This is a genomic window from Rhizobium sp. Leaf453, from assembly GCF_001425605.1.
Classification (GTDB): Bacteria; Pseudomonadota; Alphaproteobacteria; order Rhizobiales; family Rhizobiaceae; genus Pararhizobium.
On the sequence record NZ_LMRG01000012.1, the window covers coordinates 622,229 to 640,692 of the forward strand.

The 18,464-nt window shown below is 58.5% G+C and carries 17 protein-coding genes and 1 tRNA gene; 3 read left to right on the forward strand and 15 right to left on the reverse strand.

From position 1 onward, the window contains the following. Positions 1–4 precede the first annotated feature (4 nt). The 8 genes from ASG68_RS16465 to ASG68_RS16500 form a co-directional block, all read right to left on the reverse strand. The gene (locus ASG68_RS16465) at positions 5–1,783 is read right to left on the reverse strand and encodes a site-specific DNA-methyltransferase (RefSeq protein ID WP_062609902.1); all 1,779 of its coding nucleotides are present in this window, start codon (positions 1,781–1,783) and stop codon (positions 5–7) included. Positions 1,784–1,846: 63 nt separating this feature from the next. Further along, positions 1,847–2,941 (reverse strand): tyrosine-type recombinase/integrase, encoded by a 1,095-nt coding sequence (locus tag ASG68_RS16470; protein WP_062609904.1) that lies wholly within the window; start codon positions 2,939–2,941, stop codon positions 1,847–1,849. After that, a complete protein-coding gene (locus ASG68_RS16475; RefSeq protein ID WP_062609905.1) occupies positions 2,938–3,420 on the reverse strand; it encodes a helix-turn-helix domain-containing protein in 483 nt (160 codons plus the stop codon). Before ASG68_RS16475 ends, ASG68_RS16470 begins: the two co-directional genes overlap by 4 nt. After that, positions 3,421–3,627, reverse strand: coding sequence for a helix-turn-helix transcriptional regulator (locus tag ASG68_RS16480; protein ID WP_062609907.1), 207 nt, complete (start codon positions 3,625–3,627; stop codon positions 3,421–3,423). It abuts the gene before it with no gap. A gap of 102 nt (positions 3,628–3,729) precedes the next feature. Next, positions 3,730–4,785, reverse strand: coding sequence for a hypothetical protein (locus tag ASG68_RS16485; protein WP_156384879.1), 1,056 nt, complete (start codon positions 4,783–4,785; stop codon positions 3,730–3,732). A gap of 83 nt (positions 4,786–4,868) precedes the next feature. Further along, positions 4,869–6,053, reverse strand: coding sequence for a tyrosine-type recombinase/integrase (locus ASG68_RS16490; RefSeq protein ID WP_062609911.1), 1,185 nt, complete (start codon positions 6,051–6,053; stop codon positions 4,869–4,871). A gap of 194 nt (positions 6,054–6,247) precedes the next feature. Beyond that, positions 6,248–6,334 (reverse strand) — tRNA-Leu (locus ASG68_RS16495). Between the two features lie 145 nt (positions 6,335–6,479). Continuing rightward, positions 6,480–7,916: a phosphomannomutase gene (locus ASG68_RS16500; RefSeq protein WP_062582427.1), complete on the reverse strand. Its 1,437-nt coding sequence runs from the start codon at positions 7,914–7,916 to the stop codon at positions 6,480–6,482. Positions 7,917–8,188: 272 nt separating this feature from the next. Here ASG68_RS16500 and ASG68_RS16505 point away from each other — a divergent pair, with 272 nt between their 5' ends. Beyond that, positions 8,189–8,644 (forward strand): BA14K family protein, encoded by a 456-nt coding sequence (locus ASG68_RS16505; protein ID WP_244484252.1) that lies wholly within the window; start codon positions 8,189–8,191, stop codon positions 8,642–8,644. A 42-nt stretch (positions 8,645–8,686) separates the two neighbouring features. Here the strand turns inward: ASG68_RS16505 and ASG68_RS16510 are convergent, their stop codons facing one another. Further along, positions 8,687–9,043, reverse strand: coding sequence for a YqaA family protein (locus ASG68_RS16510; RefSeq protein ID WP_062582429.1), 357 nt, complete (start codon positions 9,041–9,043; stop codon positions 8,687–8,689). Positions 9,044–9,125: 82 nt separating this feature from the next. Next, entirely contained in the window at positions 9,126–9,407 is a 282-nt protein-coding gene (locus ASG68_RS16515; RefSeq protein WP_062582216.1) for a SelT/SelW/SelH family protein, read from the reverse strand. A 187-nt stretch (positions 9,408–9,594) separates the two neighbouring features. On the opposite strand from ASG68_RS16515, the gene ASG68_RS16520 reads away from it, so the two are divergent. After that, positions 9,595–10,044 (forward strand): DoxX family protein, encoded by a 450-nt coding sequence (locus ASG68_RS16520; protein ID WP_062609913.1) that lies wholly within the window; start codon positions 9,595–9,597, stop codon positions 10,042–10,044. Between the two features lie 38 nt (positions 10,045–10,082). Here ASG68_RS16520 and ASG68_RS31450 read toward each other — a convergent pair whose 3' ends face one another. From ASG68_RS31450 to rimP, 5 genes are all read right to left on the reverse strand, one after another. Continuing rightward, a complete protein-coding gene (locus tag ASG68_RS31450) occupies positions 10,083–10,685 on the reverse strand; it encodes a YcxB family protein (RefSeq protein WP_162243598.1) in 603 nt (200 codons plus the stop codon). A gap of 21 nt (positions 10,686–10,706) precedes the next feature. Continuing rightward, on the reverse strand, positions 10,707–13,415 hold the full coding sequence (gene infB, locus ASG68_RS16530; RefSeq protein WP_062582221.1) for a translation initiation factor IF-2: 2,709 nt from the start codon (positions 13,413–13,415) through the stop codon (positions 10,707–10,709). Between the two features lie 104 nt (positions 13,416–13,519). Then, positions 13,520–14,206, reverse strand: a complete 687-nt coding sequence (locus ASG68_RS16535; RefSeq protein WP_062582223.1) for an RNA-binding protein — start codon at positions 14,204–14,206, stop codon at positions 13,520–13,522. A gap of 50 nt (positions 14,207–14,256) precedes the next feature. Then, complete coding sequence (gene nusA, locus ASG68_RS16540; RefSeq protein ID WP_062582225.1) at positions 14,257–15,864, reverse strand: transcription termination factor NusA; 1,608 nt, start codon at positions 15,862–15,864, stop codon at positions 14,257–14,259. Between the two features lie 57 nt (positions 15,865–15,921). Next, positions 15,922–16,539, reverse strand: coding sequence for a ribosome maturation factor RimP (rimP, locus tag ASG68_RS16545; protein ID WP_062582227.1), 618 nt, complete (start codon positions 16,537–16,539; stop codon positions 15,922–15,924). Between the two features lie 261 nt (positions 16,540–16,800). On the opposite strand from rimP, the gene ASG68_RS16550 reads away from it, so the two are divergent. Beyond that, positions 16,801–18,429 carry an MFS transporter gene (locus tag ASG68_RS16550; RefSeq protein WP_062582229.1) on the forward strand — a complete coding sequence of 543 codons (1,629 nt, stop codon included), beginning with the start codon at positions 16,801–16,803 and terminating at the stop codon, positions 18,427–18,429. Positions 18,430–18,464: the final 35 nt, after the last annotated feature.

The following is an 18,464-nucleotide window of genomic DNA, read 5'->3' on the forward strand; positions in this document are numbered from 1 at the left end:
CTCCTCAAATCCCTTCAATCTGATAAGGAATCTGCTTGAAGGTAACGCCAAGGCTGGCCAGCCTGCTATCCGGCACCGTGCAACCCTCGGCATAAACGATGCGCGCGCCGTCGAATCCCGGATCCGGCAAGGGCAGATTTTCGAGCATGGCGCCTGTTAGCACATTGCCGAATTTCTCATATGCCACGCCAACGCTTTCTGACGAAAGCAGCAGATAGATCGCCCGGTTCTGGAAGGTGCCGATGAGCGGTGAGGCGCCATCGGCGCGCTTTGGAATCGGCGATCCAGTTTCGCAGAAGAACACATGCGCGGCCAGATCGGCAAAGGTTACGGCCGGCGATACATTGCCATCGGAATCGAACAGCGGTTCGCCGAGGGTGCAGAAACGGAAGCCGCCGCCCAATCCGAGCACGTTGCAAATTTTACCGCTTTTATCTGCAAACTGGTAGCCTCCTATCGCTGCCTTCAATCTGGAGCTAGTTTTCCCCACGGCAATTTCTGCGTCGAGTTCCACCAGAATAAAATTTCGGTTTCCCCCAAGCTCGGAGTTGTTTGCCAACAAAGAGTGCGCTGTAGTACCTGATCCGGAGAAGGAATCTAAAACAATTGAATCTTCCGGTTCGGCGCCAATCTTAAGCAAGTAAGCGATGAGGTCTACCGGCTTTGGATAATCGAACTCAACACCCATTTTCCGCAGTTCATTTTTGCTACGTTCTGTAGTGCCAAGCCCACGCAATACGGACAATATATTTCGCGCGGCGACACGAGTTTTACGATATCGAATGCAGCCGTTACGGTTTATATAGAATTGGATTTCATCCTCGCCCTCTTTAACTGGCTCAAAGCTATTGGAAATGAATTCACCAAGCTTCTTTGAATTAGCCCACCCCGAGAAGAGGCGAACCTCCCTAGTTAGCTTCCCATCGATGATCTCCAAATCGTCTAGGCGGACAGGAACGTTGGAGATAGAATAACGTTTCTGAAGATCACGGCTAATCTCTTTCTCGGTATATGCAATATTCAAAAATTGATCGTCTACACGCTCCTTCTCAAGATTCAAATTATCGATTGAAGCAGGAAAACCAATCGGAAGGGTGACTATAGAAGGAGGGTTTTTTGGTCCGTTCTTTGTAATGTTGTTGTCGGCGTAACCAGCCAGCAAATTGCTGCCTTCTGGCGTGTTGGGGTCTACAACAGACCCGAAAGCGTATTTCCTAAATTTTTTATTCGCGCAATAACAAATAACGTACTCATGATTCACTTTAATTTGGAGTTGGTTGTCGGTATTTCCTTCGGTGTTCCACACAAAGTCGGCAACATGGTTTGGCTTACCAAATATTGCGTCACATATTATTTTAAGATTATGAAATTCATTATGATCGCAGGAGACAAGAAAAACACCATCATCACTTAAAAACTCCTTCAGCAGCCGCAAGCGCGGATACATCATGCAAAGCCATTTATCATGGCGGGACAGGTCTTCCGCTTCCTTACCTACGACGCTGCCAAGCCATGCTCGGATTTCCGGCGAGTTCACATTGTCGTTATATACCCAGCTTTCATTGCCGGTGTTATACGGCGGATCGATATATATGCACTTCACCTTGCCGGCGTAGTAGGGCAGCAGGGCTTTTAGCGCTTCGAGATTGTCGCCCTGCACCAGAAGATTGCCGGCATCGGGATCACCGTGGCTTTTGTCCTTGTCGCAATGGATGAGCCGATAGGGTACCTCGCGATGATGGTTCACCACCGCCTTTTTGCCGATCCAGTCGAGTGTGGGCATGGAATTTCCTGCAATCTATCATTGGTTCAATGACAAGCTTTGTAGACACCCCCTATCGCCCTGTCACGCCCTCTTGCGCAGGCTCTCCACAAGCGCCGCAATCTGTTCAATTTCGTTGCCGGTGCGCCCTTCTGGTTCGTCCTTGAGCGCCGCAATGATCTCCGCCTGCCGATTGGTGGCGACCATCCCGTAGCTGGATAGCGTGGTCAACATGCTTTCATGGCCCAGGTTCTGGCTCCACGCCTTCATTGCTTCGGTATTGGGGCAAATCCTCATGCCCAGCGCCGCCAGCGTATCGCGCAGGCAATGCGGATTGCTGTAAGGCAAGCCAGCCGCCTCGAAAGCGGATTTGAAAATGCGTCGGATCGCGCCGGCATCTTTCCAATGTTCACGGGAAAGGCCTGCGGCACCGAACAGTCCGCTATTGCTGAGCGCAACTTTCGTTGCCGGAAACAGCGGATCGTCCGGCCCGAACAACAGCGCGCTTTTCAAATGCCCCATCCAATCGGCAAAGATCGCTTCCACCTCGTCGCCAACGGGAAAGAAGACCGTGGTGAAAGTTTTGCGGTTTTTGGTCCGCACCTCGCGCGCATCCTGATCGACCCTTCTTTCAAGAAGTTCGATATGCTTGAGCTTGAAGGAAGCAATCGCGCTGTCCCGTGCACCTGTCAGCAGCGTGAAGGCGACAATGGCCCGGTCCCGCTTTTCAACGTCGCTGCCAACAGGCATTTTCGAAAGCACAAGCTTGACCTGTTCGACCGTCGGCACCCGCTTTTCGCGGCGCGCTGTGGCAATACGGCTGTCATTGGCTGATGGATTGAAATAATCAGAATCTGCATAGGCAATACGCGACCTGTATCCCGGCTGCCCGGCTAGCCAGTGAACGAAATTCTTGAGCTGCATCAGCCGCGAATGGATTGTGGCTTTGGCAAGCGGTTTGCCGGTCTTATCGTTTCGCTGTTTTGCAATAAAGGCCTTGAAGCCCTTGGCCAGCTCTATATGGAAGCTGGCGAAGTCGCGGTGGTTCGACCATCGCTCGAAGCCGGAAATCGCTGCGGCGGCGATATCAACGCTGCTGACGTCCATGCGCTTTGCTTCCTTCAGATAATCGAAGTAGCGGCGCTTTATCCGCTCGTTTTTCGGATGATGTTTTCTCATGCTGTCAGTTCCTTCTCGAAGTGATCATTTCCACTAGGCTTGCCCATATCGGTTAGGCGTGGATCACCGTGGGGAAACGAAACCTCCGCTTGCCGCTCCAGCACTGGTAGTTTCGACGCGCTGACGTTCTTGTGCATGATAGTTCCGCAATCCTCGCAGATCGCGCTAAGCTGCCCGCTGAACACGGTTCTAGGGACGTAATCCATCAAGCCGCCGGCAGCGGTTCTCGGCGCGCGGCAACGGAAGCAATAGAGTTCGTGAGGCTGACACCGCTGTTTCGGTTTGCGCTGCTTGTCGAAGAAATCGATCAGGTCCCCCCCCAAAATCAGGAAGGGCCTTTGTTCCGAGATATGCGGCAAGCCGTGTTTGAGCCATCGGCGAACACTTCCCTTTGCAACGTTGAGGGTGAGCGCCGCCTCTTCGACCGTGTAGTTGCGATGCTGCTTGATAGCGCGCCGGTTTGGGCGGTGCCGGGCCATTTATCGGCCCCCGTTGTCAATCAGCGCGCGGATGTCTTCAACCCGCCACGCGGTGATGCGCGGCCCAAGTTTCACCGGCTTGGGAAACCGCCCGTCCTTAATGCCCGCCCACCATGTGGACTTGCTGACAGGAATGGGGCCACTGGGAGCGATGATTGAGGAAAGCCGGACGAAGCCGGTAGTCGGGAAGTTTGATGTGTTCGGCATGGTGCCACCTCGTCTTGTTGAAAGTGAGGTGGTTCTAGATTGGCCGATAAGGGCTTTGGCCGAATTCGGTTTAGGCGAAACCGAATTCGATTTTGAGGACGACTATTCGGTTTCGCTGCCGTCAAGCAGGCCCTTTGCCTCGTTCAAATATTTTCTGATCGTATCCGCGTCTAGAGAAATGCCGCGTGTTGCCAGATCGGTTTCAATTTCAGACGTCGCCGCATTCTTCGCGGATTTGGGATTATAACCATAGCCCCCCATAGCCATACCGATTGCAAGCTTCAGCAAACTTTCCCGTTCGCGGCTTCCAAAAACCTTGTCAGGACGTCCGTTCGATTCGGTTTGGAACTTTGCAACTTTTGCAGATAGCTCGTCATTCGCCTCTTTGTATTGGCCAATTATTTCTCGATAGTCGGCCTCTTGTTGCTTGTGACTAGCTAACAGTTCCGACGTGAAATCCAGCCGTTCCTGCATGTCCGTCGCATAGGACTGTCGCGCCTCCTCAAGTTTAAGCCTCAGGGCAGCGGATGTTTCTGACTGGGCGTCGTAAAGTGTTTTCCAGTCGCATATCTGAATGCCGAGGGCCTTAACTTCATCGACAAGGTCACTTGGAAAAGCGATTTTAATCCTAGCGGCCCAGGCAAGGACCAGTGATGGTATAGTCGAATCCCAAAGCTGCCCCATCGTCTTTGCGCGAACGAACAACGAGTGCCTTTCGCCATAGAGCGCCACAAAATGGGGCTGCGGGTTCTGTCTTACAAACCGGCCAGCGTTGACGATACGTGGGTCTCTGCCAAAGCTAAGCGCGGTCGCCTCTTCAAGAGTCCAATAGGGCATTTTCGCCCAATACGTGAAGTCCGCCATGGCCTCCGGGCGATTGAAAAACAACTGCCGATCACGCTCTTCTTGTGCAAGCCGTAAATCCTCAAGCTGTTTAGCCCGCGTCTCTTCGACCAGCTTTGCGCGAGCCTCATCTGAAAGCGCCATAAGTTCCTTCCGGTATCGTTTTATGGCCTCACCGTCGAGAGTTGGTTTTGATGGCGATTTCATCCGCGATATTGAGGGAGGAAGATTCAACTGGTTCAGTTCAGGGAAACGTGCGCTCAACAGAAAGTGAATTGGGTCGGCTTTGTACAGATGCGCTGGAATTGTGGCCACGACCTATCCGATTCGCTTGTTTAATCGGACAATATCGTACGTCAAAAAACTATTACGCGGCAGTGTGGCAAGCGCTATTTCCACTATCCGCGAAGCGCAATGATCTCGGAAGCCCACCATTCCGCCATCTTCGTCCGCTCTTCCCAATAGAGCGCGCGGTGATAGGCCTTGCGAACTTCATCCGCCCCAATATGTGCCAATTCCGCTTCTATCGCGTCCGGCGACCAGTTGCCGCTTTCGTTCAAAAGCGACGAAGCGCTTGCTCTGAAGCCGTGGGAGGTGGCTTCGTGTTGAGCGAAGCCCATGCGCCGCAAGGCGCTATTCATGGTGTTCTCGCTCATGCTGCGGGTGCGGGACGTAACAGCTGGAAACAACTGCCTGCCGTCGCCGGTCAACTCGTAAAGGTTCTTCAGAATCGCCAAGGATTCTGCAGAAAGCGGTTTACGATGTTCTCGCCGCATTTTCATGCGCGATGTCGGGATGGTCCAAATCGCCTGTTCAAAATCGATTTCCTTCCATTCGGCTTGGCGAAGCTCACCCGGTCGCGGGTACAGCAGGGCCATCAGCTGAAGTGCCGCCCGCGTTTCAGGCATACCCTCATAGTCCCAGATAGCGCGAAGCAGCCCCCCATATGCTTTTCTTTCCGTTATCGCCGCACGATGCGAGACTGTGGGCACCGTTAGAGCACCCTTCAAACCGAACGTGGGATCGTTGTTGGTCCGCGCCGTCGCGATGGCATAGCGGAATATTTGCCCGATGGTCGAACGGACGCGACGGGCCGTTTCGTAATTGCCCTTGGCTTCGATCCTTCGCAGCGGGACAAGGATTTCGGCAGCAGTAATTTCCGATATGGCCCGCGACCCGATATCAGACATGGCAAGACTTAGCAGCCATTCCTTCTTGTTCTGTGTCGTATCAGCCTTGCCCTCTTTCGCGATCTTCATAAGGTATTCGTCCGCCACCACCTTGAACGTCACCGCATTGCTGACCTGTTTGGCGATGCGCGCAAGCTTCGTGTGCTGTGAAGGATCGATTCCTTTGGCCAGCAAAACTTTGGCGCTGTCCCGCTGACGACGGGCATCAGCAAGAGAAACCGACGGATAGGCTCCAAAAGCCATGGTCTTCTGTTTGCCAGCGAACCGATAGGACAGCCGCCATAGCTTTGAGCCTTGCGGAGAAAGCAGGATATGCAGCCCGCCGCCGTCACTATACTTCGTTGGGCGTCCTGTCGGCTTCAGCGCCTTTAAGGCGGTGTCAGTGAGCGCCATGTTGGTATCCAGACAGAAATTTGTTGGCATCGGGCCAAGCCGCTGTTGGCATTTTCTGCCAAGCACCAACGATGCTACCAACAAAATTCTCGGATGCAACAGGATGCTACTGGACGCCAGACAACAAAAAAGCCCGGAAAACCGAGCTTTCTTTAGTGTTTCTGGACCATCTAGGACGGTCTAAAACGGGAATTTGGTGCCCAGAAGAGGACTCGAACCTCCACACCCTTTCGAGTACCAGCACCTGAAGCTGGCGCGTCTACCAATTCCGCCATCTGGGCGACGGAGGGGGATGTACGGGGCTGACGCGCAGGTGTCAACAGGGTTTTTGAACTTTTCTTGAAAACTCCTGCAATAAGTGCATCAAGCACTTGGTTTGCAAGGGTTTTCCGATGGAATCAATTCCACTGGAAAGACACCGAACTGTCATCTTCCCCGTTGCGAATCGAAGGCGCGAATCCGGCCGAGACCCCGTTCAAGTAATGACTCGGCTTTCTCCTCTGTTTCTGCCTCCACATAGCAACGCATTTCCGGCGCATTTCCGGATGGGCGGAAGTGGATGATGCTCATATCGGAGAGCGTGACACGCAATCCGTCGATGTCGCTGACCGATTGCGGCGTGCCGATCGGCTCGAGGAAGTCGGAGAGATTGTCGTTGCCCCCACGAAGGTAGGTCATCAGCGCGCCGCTCGTCTCCAGCGGGAAATTCTCGATGCGGTCGGCGAGAGCGATGGGCAGGGCATAGGCCCGTGAGAGTTCAGAGAGCGACGTACGGCGCTGAACGGCGAGGGAGAGCACGGCCAACACCGGCAGGAAGCTGTCGCGCGTCGGCAGTGCCTTCAGGATCCCACCATTGAGCGCGAAGTCCGTCGCGGTCAGTGTGCCACCGTTCGCCTCGAAACCGACGACGCCTGTTTCGCCGCTGTTCACGGCGTCCTGCATCGCTTCGATGACAAAGGGTGAGCCGACCCGCGTTCGAAGCACCGTGAGTCCTTCCTGGCGCTCCAGGCCCGAATTGGAGGTGATTGGCGTCACGGCAACCGTGGCATCGACGAATTGCGCGGCGATCAGGCCCAGAAGGTCGCCCCGCAGCGGCAGGCCGGTCTCGTCGCTGACCAAGGGGCGATCGCCGTCGCCATCGGCCGATACGATGGCGTCGAGGCGGTGTTCTCTGGCCCATCCCTTGAGCAGGTCAATCGTGTCAGGCGAAACCGCCTCCGTGTCGACCGGAATAAAATCGACGGAGCGCCCGAGGGGAACGACATTGGCGCCGTAATGCGACAGCACGTCAACGAACATGTCGCGCGCCACGGTGCTGTGCTGGTAGACGCCGACCTTCAGGCCGGCCAAGGCTCCCGCCGGCAAGATCGCCTTGTTGCGAGAGGCAAACAGGCTCTCGGCCTGGGGAGCGTGATCCTCGGCGCTTCCCGGCGTCGCGTCGATGGGCGAGGTTTGCAATCGGATGGCCTGCGCGGCTGCGCCAATGGCCTGCTCGTCGCTTTTGGCGATCTCGCCATCCGGACGGTAGAACTTGATGCCGTTGCGATCGGCCGGAATATGCGAGCCGGTGATCATCAGGCCGGCGGCACTCTTTTCAAGGCCGTAGAGCGCCAGCGCCGGCGTCGGAACGGTGCCGCAATCGAGAACCGTCAAGCCGGCGCGACCGAGCGCGCCGGCGCAGATAGCCGAAATCGATGGGCTTGAATCGCGAAAGTCGCGGCCGAGCAGAACGGGATCACCGGGCTTGGCCTGGCCGGAGGACAGAAGATACTGCGCAAAGGCGGTGGCGTAGAGAGCGGCGGCAGGACCGTTCAGGTCCGTGGACAGGCCGCGCAGGCCGCTGGTTCCGAATTTCAAGCTCAAGGGATTCTCCGTCAGGCTGACAGTTTTCAGGCGTGGATTCACGTGACTCAATCGAAATAGTGGAGCATTCTGGATTTTCAGTAAGGACTGGGCGTCGGCGGACGCGGAAATGACAGGCGAGGCAAAATCTGAAACACGAATAATGCAGAAATGATGATCCTTATATCAAACAGGGACAGCAGCCGAAGCAAACCCTTTTGGGAGAAGTGAGGACACAAATGACGGGATTTCGACATTTCATTATCGGATGCGTGCTCAGTGCAGCCTCCATTATGATGCCTGTGGTACAGACACAGGCCTTTCCATTGCCAGCCGGTGACGTGACGGTCGCACGTCAGACGGACGTTCAGACCATCGCCCGCCGCGGCGGCGGCGTCCCGGAATATCGTGGCGGATACAATCGCCACTATCGGCCCGGATATAATTACCGGCCCAGCCACCGGCCCTATTACGGCTATCGTCCGGGCCATGGCTACCGACCCTACTACAACCGCCCCTACTATGGTGGGTATAGGCCATATTATGGATACCGGCCGTATTATCGCCCGGGTGTCAACGTCTATGTCACCCCGCGGCCTTACTATAACGATTCCTATTACGGCAATCAGTCCTACGGCAATTCGCATGTGGACTGGTGCCTGGCCCGGTATCGTTCGTATGATCCGGCGACGGACAGTTTCATCACCTATGGCGGGGTCGCCAAAGTCTGCATCTCGCCGTATCGATGAACCGTGAGGGGTGGAAACGGCAGATTTTCCGCCGTTTTTGCCTCAGCTCGTGGCGGTATCCCAGAGCCACAGTATCACAGCGTAACGTGTCGCCTTGCCGACCGTTACGTAGACGAGGAAGATGGGTATTGGCGTGCGCAGCAGCCCTGCCGCCAGGGTCAGCGGATCGCCGACGACCGGAAGCCATGAGAACAGCAGTATGGGGCGGCCGAAGCGGGCAAACAGCCTTTCGGCCTTCTGGCGGCTTGCGGGACTGACGGGAAACCAGCGGCGATCCTCGAAGCGCGTGAGAAAGCGGCCGAGCGCATAGTTGACCACCGCGCCAAGCACGTTCCCCAGCGTCGCTGCAAGAAACAGCAGGAACAGCGATGCTTGAGGCAGGCTTGCAGCGGCAAGCAGAGCCGCTTCCGATATGCCGACGAGGAGGGTTGCCGACAGGAACGCGGCACTGAAGACGCCGAACAGCACACTGGCGGTCAAGTCAGGTCCGGTCCGTATGGCCGAGATCGCGGTCCGGCTCGATGATGTCGCGCACGCGCTGTTTCAATTCCTTCGGTCCCGGAAAGCCGCCATCCCGCTTGCGCTCCCAGATCAGGGCGCCGTTCACCTGGATCTCGAAATTGCCGCCGGTGCCGGGAATGAGCGCCACTTCGCCGAGACTGTCACCGAATGTTGAAAGCAGTTCCTGTGCCATCCAGGCCGCGCGCAGCAACCAGTTACATTGGGTGCAATAAAGGATGGTGACGCGCGGCTTGTCGCTCATGGGTATTTCCGTGGTTTCCGAACGAGGCGGACGTTAGTCGTCCGCCAGAATTGCCGCAACCCCGATACAGCAAGGCGGCCTCACGAAAATGTCAACTAAATTTATCAGGTTTTCGGGTGCGGCAACTTGCCCCGGCGGATTTTCGCGGCAAGAAAATGTTGCGTTGCGAAATTTCAAAGGACACGACATGACCGACATCACCTCCACACGCCCGCCGGCGATGGTCCCCGCTCTCCAGCGACTCTATCTGCCGTTCGACACCACCGCCGAGACGCTGCTGCGCGTGGTCGCCGGCGTCCTGCTCGTCACCCATGGTTATGTCAAGATCATCAACCCGTTCGGCGCCGTCGGCATGGTGGAAGGCCTCGGCTTCTATCCGGGCGTCTTCTGGTCGCCGCTGCTGTCAGCCACAGAGTTCTTCGGTGGCATCCTCGTCGCCATCGGCCTATTCACCCGCCCGGCCTCGTTCGCCGCGATGATCGTGCTGCTGGTGACGGTCTATTTCCACGGCATCGTGCAGGGCGAAGGCCTCGGCGGCGCTGAAAAATCCATCCTCTGGGCAGCGATCTTCCTGTTCTTCGCCATCCGCGGCTCGAATTCGCTGTCGGTTGACGCCAAGCTCGGCCGGCAGATCTAAGAGCGTAAATTCAGGGCTGCGGCTGTGATGCCGTGGCCCTATTCCGCATATACACCTTGCGCATTTTCCAGCGCTTGCAAGCAAAACATCTTGAACTTGAGAAGCTTTTTCTCGCTGCCAAAAATTCGTTTCGGCAAGGCGATTTCTGCCTCCGAGCCCCCAAATATCATGAGGTAGTTTTCGGTCTCCCGGATTTCGGTGACCTCCTGCCACGGTATCTCGATTTTTCGTCCTCCACCATCGTAGGTCAGGGACTGAAAGTCGACGTCACATGTGACATCGCTCCCTTTGGTAAAACGCCGAAGGGAAATCTTGAAATAGATTTTCAGCACGAAATGCGCGATGACGGCAATCAGCGCAAAAATCCCAAAGCGAAGACTGAAATCCATCTTTCCGACATTCGGGGAAACCGAATAGAGGACCAGCATGGTCATTAGCGACACGAAGCAGAGAAATAGAACGTAATAAGAATATTGGAACGTGTTGCGAATACGCAGAAATAATCGATCTAAATAATCCCGGTCTCTATTTGCGGATATTTCGCGAACGACTTCCGTTGCGATAAACGTATCCAAACCGTTGGCTCGAAATTCCAGCCGCCAATTGCCGCCCGCTCTTGCAGCGGACAGCAATTTTTCCAACGGAAAGTCCATCGAAGCTTTTTACAGCGTGCGAGTGATATGCTCGACGCGGAAGCACTCGATCGTGTCGCCGGCGCGGATGTCTTCGTAATTCTCGAAGGCCATGCCGCATTCCTGGCCCATCGGCACTTCGGAGACTTCGTCCTTGAAGCGCTTGAGGGTCTTGAGCTTGCCTTCGTGGATGACGACGTTGTCTCGCACGAGGCGAACACCTGCACCACGCTCGACCTTGCCTTCGATGACGCGGCAACCCGCAACCTTGCCGGTCTTGGTGATGTTGAACACTTCCAGGATTTCGGCATTGCCGAGGAAGGTTTCGCGACGCTCCGGCGAGAGCAGGCCCGACATCGCTGCCTTCACGTCATCCACCAGATCGTAGATGATGTTGTAGTAGCGGATCTCGATCCCGGCGCGCTCGGCAGCCGTGCGGGCCTGTGCGTTGGCACGAACGTTGAAGCCGATGATGGCCGCGTTCGAGGCTTCCGCCAGCGAGATGTCGGATTCGGTGATCCCACCGGCACCCGAATGCACGATGCGCGCCCGGACTTCGTCGGTTCCCAGCTTGTCGAGTGCGCCGGCAATGGCTTCGATCGAGCCCTGCACGTCGCCCTTGATGACCAGCGGGAATTCCTTGAGGCCGGTATTCTGCAGCGTCATCATCATCTGCTCGAGCGAACCGCGCTGGCCCGATGCACGGGCAACGGCCTTGTCACGGGTCAGGCGCTGACGATACTCGGAGATTTCGCGAGCACGGCTTTCGTTCTCGACGACGGCGAAGCGGTCACCCGCCTGCGGCGTTCCGGAAAGACCGAGGACTTCGACCGGAGTGGCCGGGCCTGCGGACTTCACATGCTCGCCCTTGTCGTTGACCAGAGCCCGCACGCGGCCCCACTGATCGCCGGCAACGATGATCTGGCCAGGCGTCAGCGTACCCTTCTGGACGAGCACGGTCGCAACCGAGCCGCGACCACGGTCGAGCTGGGCTTCGACAACGGTACCTTCAGCGGAACGATCCGGATCGGCCTTGAGGTCGAGGATTTCCGCCTGCAGCAGGATGGCTTCGAGCAGCTTGTCCAGGTTCTTGCGGGTCTTGGCCGAAACCTCGACGTCAAGAACTTCACCGCCCATGGATTCCACGAAGACTTCGTGCTGAAGCAACTGCTGGCGCACCTTGTCCGGGTTTGCCTCATGCTTGTCGATCTTGTTGATCGCCACGATGATCGGAACGCCGGCAGCCTTGGCATGGCTGATGGATTCGATCGTCTGCGGCATGACGCTGTCATCGGCCGCGACGACGAGGACGGCAATGTCGGTCGCCTGCGCACCACGGGCACGCATTGCAGTAAACGCCGCGTGGCCGGGGGTGTCGATGAAGGTGATCTTGTTGCCGTTCTGCTCGACCTGATAGGCGCCTATATGCTGCGTAATACCGCCGGCTTCGCCCGAGACGACGCTCGTCTGACGAATGGCGTCGAGCAGCGAGGTCTTGCCGTGGTCGACGTGACCCATGATCGTGACGATCGGCGGACGCGATACCATGGCGTTGTCGTCGTCGGACTTGCTGAAGAGGCCTTCTTCAACGTCCGATTCCGAAACGCGCTTCACTGTGTGGCCAAATTCGCTGGCGATGAGTTCCGCGAGGTCGGCGTCGATGACGTCGCCCGGCTTCATCATCTGGCCTTCCTTCATCAGGTATTTGATCACGTCGACGGCCCGTTCGGCCATACGCTGCGACAGTTCCTGAATGGTGATGGTTTCCGGCAGGATGACTTCGCGCATGACCTTTTCGCGCGTTTCCTGCATCTGGCTGCGGCGGAACTTCTCCTGACGGCGGCGTATGGCGGCCATGGAACGGCCACGCGAGCTACCTTCGTCATCGAGAGCGGCTGTCAGGGTCAGCTTGCCCTTGCGACGTTCTTCTTCCGTCTTCGGACGAGCCGGAACCTTGGCCGGTTCAGGACGAACGACCTTGCCACGTGCCGGAGCCGCAGCACCGCCACGGTTCGGACGGGCGTCTTCTTCCTCGGTCTCTGTCTTGCGGCGAAGGCCTGCCGGCGGCACTGCCGTCGTGGTGGTTGCAGGCTTTGCAGTCTGTTGCGCGCGTGCCTGATCTTCAGCCTTGCGGGCTGCGACGGCGGCGGCCTGGGCTTCAGCGGCCTGTGCGGCTTCAGCTGCTGCCTTTTCGGCTTCGCGTTCGGCCGGCGTGCGCGCTGCTTCTTCGGCTGCGAGGCGGGCGGCTTCGGCCTGCTCTGCCTTCAGGCGCTCGGCTTCTTCAGCTGCGCGGCGTGCCTCTTCGGCAGCGCGGCGCTTGGCGTCTTCGGCGTCACGGATCTGGGCTTCGGCCAGCGCACGACGGCGGGCGTCGATCTCGCCAGCGGAAAGCTGGTTGAGAACCACGCCCACACGCGGGCGATTGTTGTTGTCCTGGCGATTATCCTGCTGGCGCGGCTGTTGCTGCTGCGGGGCAGGGCGCGACGGCTGATGCTGCTGGACCGGCGCCGGGCGCGGCTCGGGAGCGCGTACGACAGGGGCCGGCGCTGCAACGATCGGCGTGACCGGCTTTTCGTCTTCCGGCCGCATCGGGCGCCGTTTGCGTGTTTCGACCACGACTGCTTTCGTCCGGCCGCGACCCATGTCCTGCCGAACAGTTCCCTGACTGACCCCGGAGGGCTTCAGGGTCAGCGTCTTCTTGGCTCCGCCGAATGTCTTGTCGTCGTTGTTGTCGGTCATTCCGTTCCGTTCCTAAGATCAGGGCCGGATGCGTATCACCAGACCCCGCCGTTCGATTTCTTTTCTGCAATCGCGGTATTGCCGGCCTGCGCCGGTGACCCGCGTCATTGTGTCGGCAAGCCAGATTCGGCGCCAACGGCTCGAGCGGGGACGGTTCCCCGATATCGTTCGAGCATGTTTGCGCGCTTCACTACACCCTCACCCGCCTGCCCTGCAAGCGCGCAAGCATGGATAAAAGCATTCTGGCCCAAAAGCCCTTCCATTTCCGCCTCGGTGAAGAAGCGGAAGGAGGGTATTTCTTCTCCATCATCGGCGACAAAGCTCATGGCCTTGCGCGCCTGGTCAATTTTCCGCACCCCGTCGGGGGCGGCATCCACCGCGTGGAAGGTGGCAAGTGCTGCCATTCCCCGCACGGCCTGTTCCACTTTCGAGGCGCCGCTGACGAACTGGGCCGCCTTCCGCGCCATGTTCATCATGCCGGCGAGTTGCATCGCCAGGAGACGATCGACATCGTCGGCAAGCTCCGGTCCGGCTGTCACATCGGCCCGTTTCAGGCCGCGCGCGAACAGCTTCTTGGCGATCGCCTTTTCCAGCACCGCCCGTTCCGCGCTCACCCAGCAGCCGCGACCCGGCAGCTGCTTCTTGAGGTCGGCGACCACGCGACCATCCGGACCGGCGACAAAGCGGATCAGCGTTTCCGGCGTCCCGCCCTGCCGTGTCACGATGCACATGCGGCCGTTCACTGCTTCACCATCAATGTCCCCGTCAGGGTCGTTGTCCTCAACCAGCATGGCGGTTTTCAAGCAGCATCATCAGCCCGATCACGATCAGCAACGCCTTCTCAGGCGTCCTGTTCCGCGCCTTCCACGACTTCAAGTGCCTCTTCCTCGCGTGCCAGATCCTCTTCGGTGATCCAGCCGGCCGCGAGACGCGCCTGCAGGACCATGCGTTCGGCTTCGACGCGCGAGACTTCCAGCTTTGAGAACAAGCCTTCGAACTTCTTGGTCTCGCCATCCTTGCGCTCCGACCAGCCGACGAGATCGTCGGCGGCGCAGCCCGCGAAGTCTTCCATCGTCTTGATGCCGTCTTCGCCCAGCGCGACCAGCATCTGGCCGGTCATGCCATTGATCGCGCGCAGTTCGTCGGAAACGCCGAGCGCAACGCGCTTGGCATCCATTTCGGCTTCCAGGCGCTCGAGATACTCGCGTGCGCGGGTCTGCAGCTCGTTGGCGGTGTCTTCGTCGAAGCCTTCGATACCGGCGATTTCGTCGAGTTCGACATAGGCAAGCTCTTCGACGGCTGCAAAGCCTTCCGACGCGAGAACCTGGCCGACCATCTCGTCGACGTCGAGTGCTTCCATGAACAGGTTGGTGCGCTCGTTGAATTCCTTCTGGCGGCGCTCCGATTCCTCGGCTTCCGTCATGATATCGATGTCCCAGCCGGTCAGCTGCGACGCGAGGCGGACGTTCTGGCCGCGACGGCCGATGGCGAGCGACAGCTGCTCATCGGGAACCACGACTTCGATGCGCTCCGCATCCTCGTCGAGAACGACCTTGGTGACTTCAGCCGGTTGTAGCGCGTTGACGATGAACGACGCCGGATCCTGGGACCACGGAATGATGTCGATCTTTTCGCCCTGCAGTTCGCCGACAACCGCCTGGACGCGCGAACCGCGCATACCGACGCAGGCGCCGACCGGATCGATCGAACTGTCGTTCGAGATCACGGCGATCTTGGCGCGGGAGCCCGGGTCACGAGCAACCGAGCGGATCTGGATGATGCCGTCGTAGATTTCCGGAACTTCCATGGTGAAGAGCTTCACCATGAACTGCGGATGCGTACGCGACAGGAAAATCTGCGGGCCACGCTGTTCGCGACGGACGTCATAGACGTAAGAGCGGACGCGATCACCATAACGCATGTTTTCGCGCGGGATCATTTCGTCGCGGCGGATAATGCCTTCGCCACGGCCGAGATCGACGATGACGTTGCCGTATTCGACGCGCTTGACCGTGCCGTTGACGATTTCGCCGATGCGATCCTTGAATTCGTCGAACTGGCGGTCACGCTCGGCTTCGCGAACTTTCTGGACGATGACCTGCTTGGCCGACTGGGCGGCGATACGGCCGAAATCCATCGGTGGCAGCGGATCGGCGATGAAGTCGCCGAGAACGGCATCCGGGTTGCGGTCGCGGGCCAGTTCGAGCGGGATCTGCGTCGAGTAATCCTCGGCGTGCTCGACCACTTCGAGAAGGCGCTGCAGCCGGATTTCGCCGGTCTTGGAATTGATGTCGGCGCGGATGTTGCTTTCCGAACCGTAACGCGAGCGGGCTGCCTTCTGGATCGCGTCGGCCATGGCGGCCAGAACGATTTCGCGGTCGATCACCTTTTCGCGCGCGACGGCATCCGCGATCTGCAGAAGTTCGAGCCGGTTAGCACTCACTGCCATATTAAAGTCTCCGTCTGATTGCCGGGGCCTTCATCGAGGCTTCCCGCGCCCATGAACTCAATTGATCGGCGAATCTTCGTCTTCGAAGTTTTCGTTGGCAGCCTGCGCCGCCTTCGCCTTCTTGTCTGCCGTCAGCGCATCGCGGATCAGGTCGTCCGTCAGGATCAGCCTGCCCTCGGCGAAGGCCGTGAACGGAATAACCACGCGCGGCTCTTCGCCATAGGCGGGCTGGTCGCGTTCGATGGTGAAACCTTCGCCGTCGGCCGACAGAATCTTGCCGCGAAAACGCTTGCGGCCGTCGACCAGTACAGACGTTTCGCACTTGATGAGGTGTCCGGCCCAGCGGCTGAAATCCGACTTTCGCACCATCGGCCGGTCGATGCCGGGCGACGATACTTCGAGATGATACTCCCGATCGACCGGATCTTCCACATCGAGAACCGGCGAAATGGCGGTCGAGATCGTCTCGCAGTCTTGCACCGTCATCGTACCGTCAAGGCGCTCGGCCATGATCTGCAGTGTGGCGCCGTTCTGCGAGGACAGGCGGACGCGAACCAGCTGGTATCCCATCGGAACGATCACCGGTTCGATGATATCGGCGATGCGCTGGTCGATACCGGTCTCGGTGACCAGGCGCGGTTCCTGTGTATTTTCTGCCGCTGTCGTATCGGACAAACGATGCTCTCCCAAAACATCGGTAATAAAAAAGAGCGGGTCCTGACGGGCCCACTCTTCATCAACCGATCAAGAATTTGAGGGTCATATACGCTCGATTATCCGCAAATGCAAGATATGCCGGAATCGCATCCAAAATGCCGGACGATAAGGCCAAGTGGCAAAATCCTGCCGGGCTTGGCGCTTTTGCTTGCCCGGCGGATCATCTGGCCTAGATTGGGCTGACAACAACAATCAAAGACAGACAGGGTGGGGACAGCGTTGCCGCATCGACTATCGCCATTGGCGCCGTTCAGGCATGACACGTTCCGCGTCATCTGGGTGGCAAGCCTCGCGTCCAATTTCGGCGGCCTCATCCAAGCTGTGGGTGCGGCCTGGATGATGACATCGATCACGTCCTCGGCCAACATGGTCGCCTTGGTGCAGGCATCGACCTCGCTGCCGATCATGCTGTTTTCGCTGGTTTCAGGCGCGCTCGCCGACAATTTCGACCGGCGGCGGATCATGCTGGTGGCGCAGTGTTTCATGCTGGTGGTCTCGGCATTGCTGACCGTGTGCGCCTATTACGGCTTCATCACGCCGTGGCTGCTGTTGACATTCACCTTCCTCATCGGCTGCGGCACGGCGCTGAACAATCCATCCTGGCAGGCCTCGGTGGGCGACATGGTGCCGCGCGATGTGCTGCCGGCTGCTGTCGCGCTGAACAGCATGGGCTTCAATATCACCCGCTCGGTCGGTCCCGCCGTCGGCGGTGTCATCGTTGCGGCGGCGGGCGCGGCGGCCGCCTTTGCCGCCAACACGCTCAGCTATTTTGCCATTCTCTATGCGCTCGTGCGCTGGCGGCGTGAGGTGACGCTGTCACCGCTGCCGCGCGAATCGATGGGGCGGGCCATTTCGGCGGGCCTGCGCTATGTCGCGATGTCGCCCAATATCGGCAAGGTGCTGGTGCGCGGCTTCGTCTTCGGCCTGTCCGCCAGTGCCATCCTGGCGCTTCTGCCGCTGGTCGCCCGCGATCTCGTCGCCGGCGGGCCGCTGACCTACGGTATCATGCTCGGCGCCTTCGGGCTTGGTGCGATCGGTGGCGCGCTGCTCAGCGCACGGCTGCGCGAGCACATGTCGAGTGAATGGGTCGTGCGGATCGCCTTTGCCGGCTTTGCCATCAGTGCGCTGGTGACGGCCTTCAGCCCTTACGGCTGGCTGACGAGCCTTTCCCTGCTTTTGTCCGGCGCCGGCTGGGTGCTGGCCCTGTCGTTGTTCAATACCACCGTGCAACTGTCGACGCCGCGCTGGGTCGTTGGCCGGGCGCTGTCGCTCTACCAGACAACCACGTTCGGTGGCATCGCGGCCGGCAGCTGGATGTGGGGGCAACTGGCCGACATGCATGGTCCGGCCAACGCTCTCATCATCTCGGCATTGCTGATGATCGTTGGTGCCGCCATCGGGCTTCGGCTGCCGCTACCTGAATTCCAGTCGCTCAATCTCGATCCGCTCAACCGGTTCTCTGAGCCGCTCCTGAAGCTTGACCTGAAACCCCGCAGCGGTCCGATTGTGGTGATGATCGATTATGAAATCGCCGACGAGGATGTGCAGGAGTTCCTGACTGCCATGGCCGAGCGCCGCCGCATCCGCATCCGCGACGGGGCGGGTCAATGGGGCCTGATGCGCGACCTGGAAAATCCGACGGTCTGGACCGAAACCTATCACGTGCCGACCTGGGTGGAATATGTCCGCCACAACCAGCGCCGCACGCAGGCCGATGCTGCCATCGGCGACCGGTTGCTGGCGCTGCACAAGGGCGATGCCGCGCCGCGCGTGCACCGGATGATCGAACGCCAGACGATCCTTCCCTACGATTACGAGCGCTACAAGCAGCAGATGGACATGCACTGATCCATCTCTGTAGCCGCGAACTTTCAGGGGAGGAC

What these genes read in the sequence shown, in the direction of transcription:
- ASG68_RS16465 (WP_062609902.1), bottom strand. Translation starts at nt 1,783, where the DNA reads ATGCCCACACTCGACTGGATCGGCAAAAAGGCGGTGGTGAACCATCAT.
- ASG68_RS16470 (WP_062609904.1), bottom strand. Translation starts at nt 2,941, where the DNA reads ATGAGAAAACATCATCCGAAAAACGAGCGGATAAAGCGCCGCTACTTC.
- ASG68_RS16475 (WP_062609905.1), bottom strand. Translation starts at nt 3,420, where the DNA reads ATGGCCCGGCACCGCCCAAACCGGCGCGCTATCAAGCAGCATCGCAAC.
- ASG68_RS16480 (WP_062609907.1), bottom strand. Translation starts at nt 3,627, where the DNA reads ATGCCGAACACATCAAACTTCCCGACTACCGGCTTCGTCCGGCTTTCC.
- ASG68_RS16490 (WP_062609911.1), bottom strand. Translation starts at nt 6,053, where the DNA reads ATGGCGCTCACTGACACCGCCTTAAAGGCGCTGAAGCCGACAGGACGC.
- ASG68_RS16505 (WP_244484252.1), top strand. Translation starts at nt 8,189, where the DNA reads ATGATGCCTGTGGTACAGACACAGGCCTTTCCATTGCCAGCCGGTGAC.
- ASG68_RS16515 (WP_062582216.1), bottom strand. Translation starts at nt 9,407, where the DNA reads ATGAGCGACAAGCCGCGCGTCACCATCCTTTATTGCACCCAATGTAAC.
- ASG68_RS16520 (WP_062609913.1), top strand. Translation starts at nt 9,595, where the DNA reads ATGACCGACATCACCTCCACACGCCCGCCGGCGATGGTCCCCGCTCTC.
- infB (WP_062582221.1), bottom strand. Translation starts at nt 13,415, where the DNA reads ATGACCGACAACAACGACGACAAGACATTCGGCGGAGCCAAGAAGACG.
- ASG68_RS16535 (WP_062582223.1), bottom strand. Translation starts at nt 14,206, where the DNA reads ATGCTGGTTGAGGACAACGACCCTGACGGGGACATTGATGGTGAAGCA.
- nusA (WP_062582225.1), bottom strand. Translation starts at nt 15,864, where the DNA reads ATGGCAGTGAGTGCTAACCGGCTCGAACTTCTGCAGATCGCGGATGCC.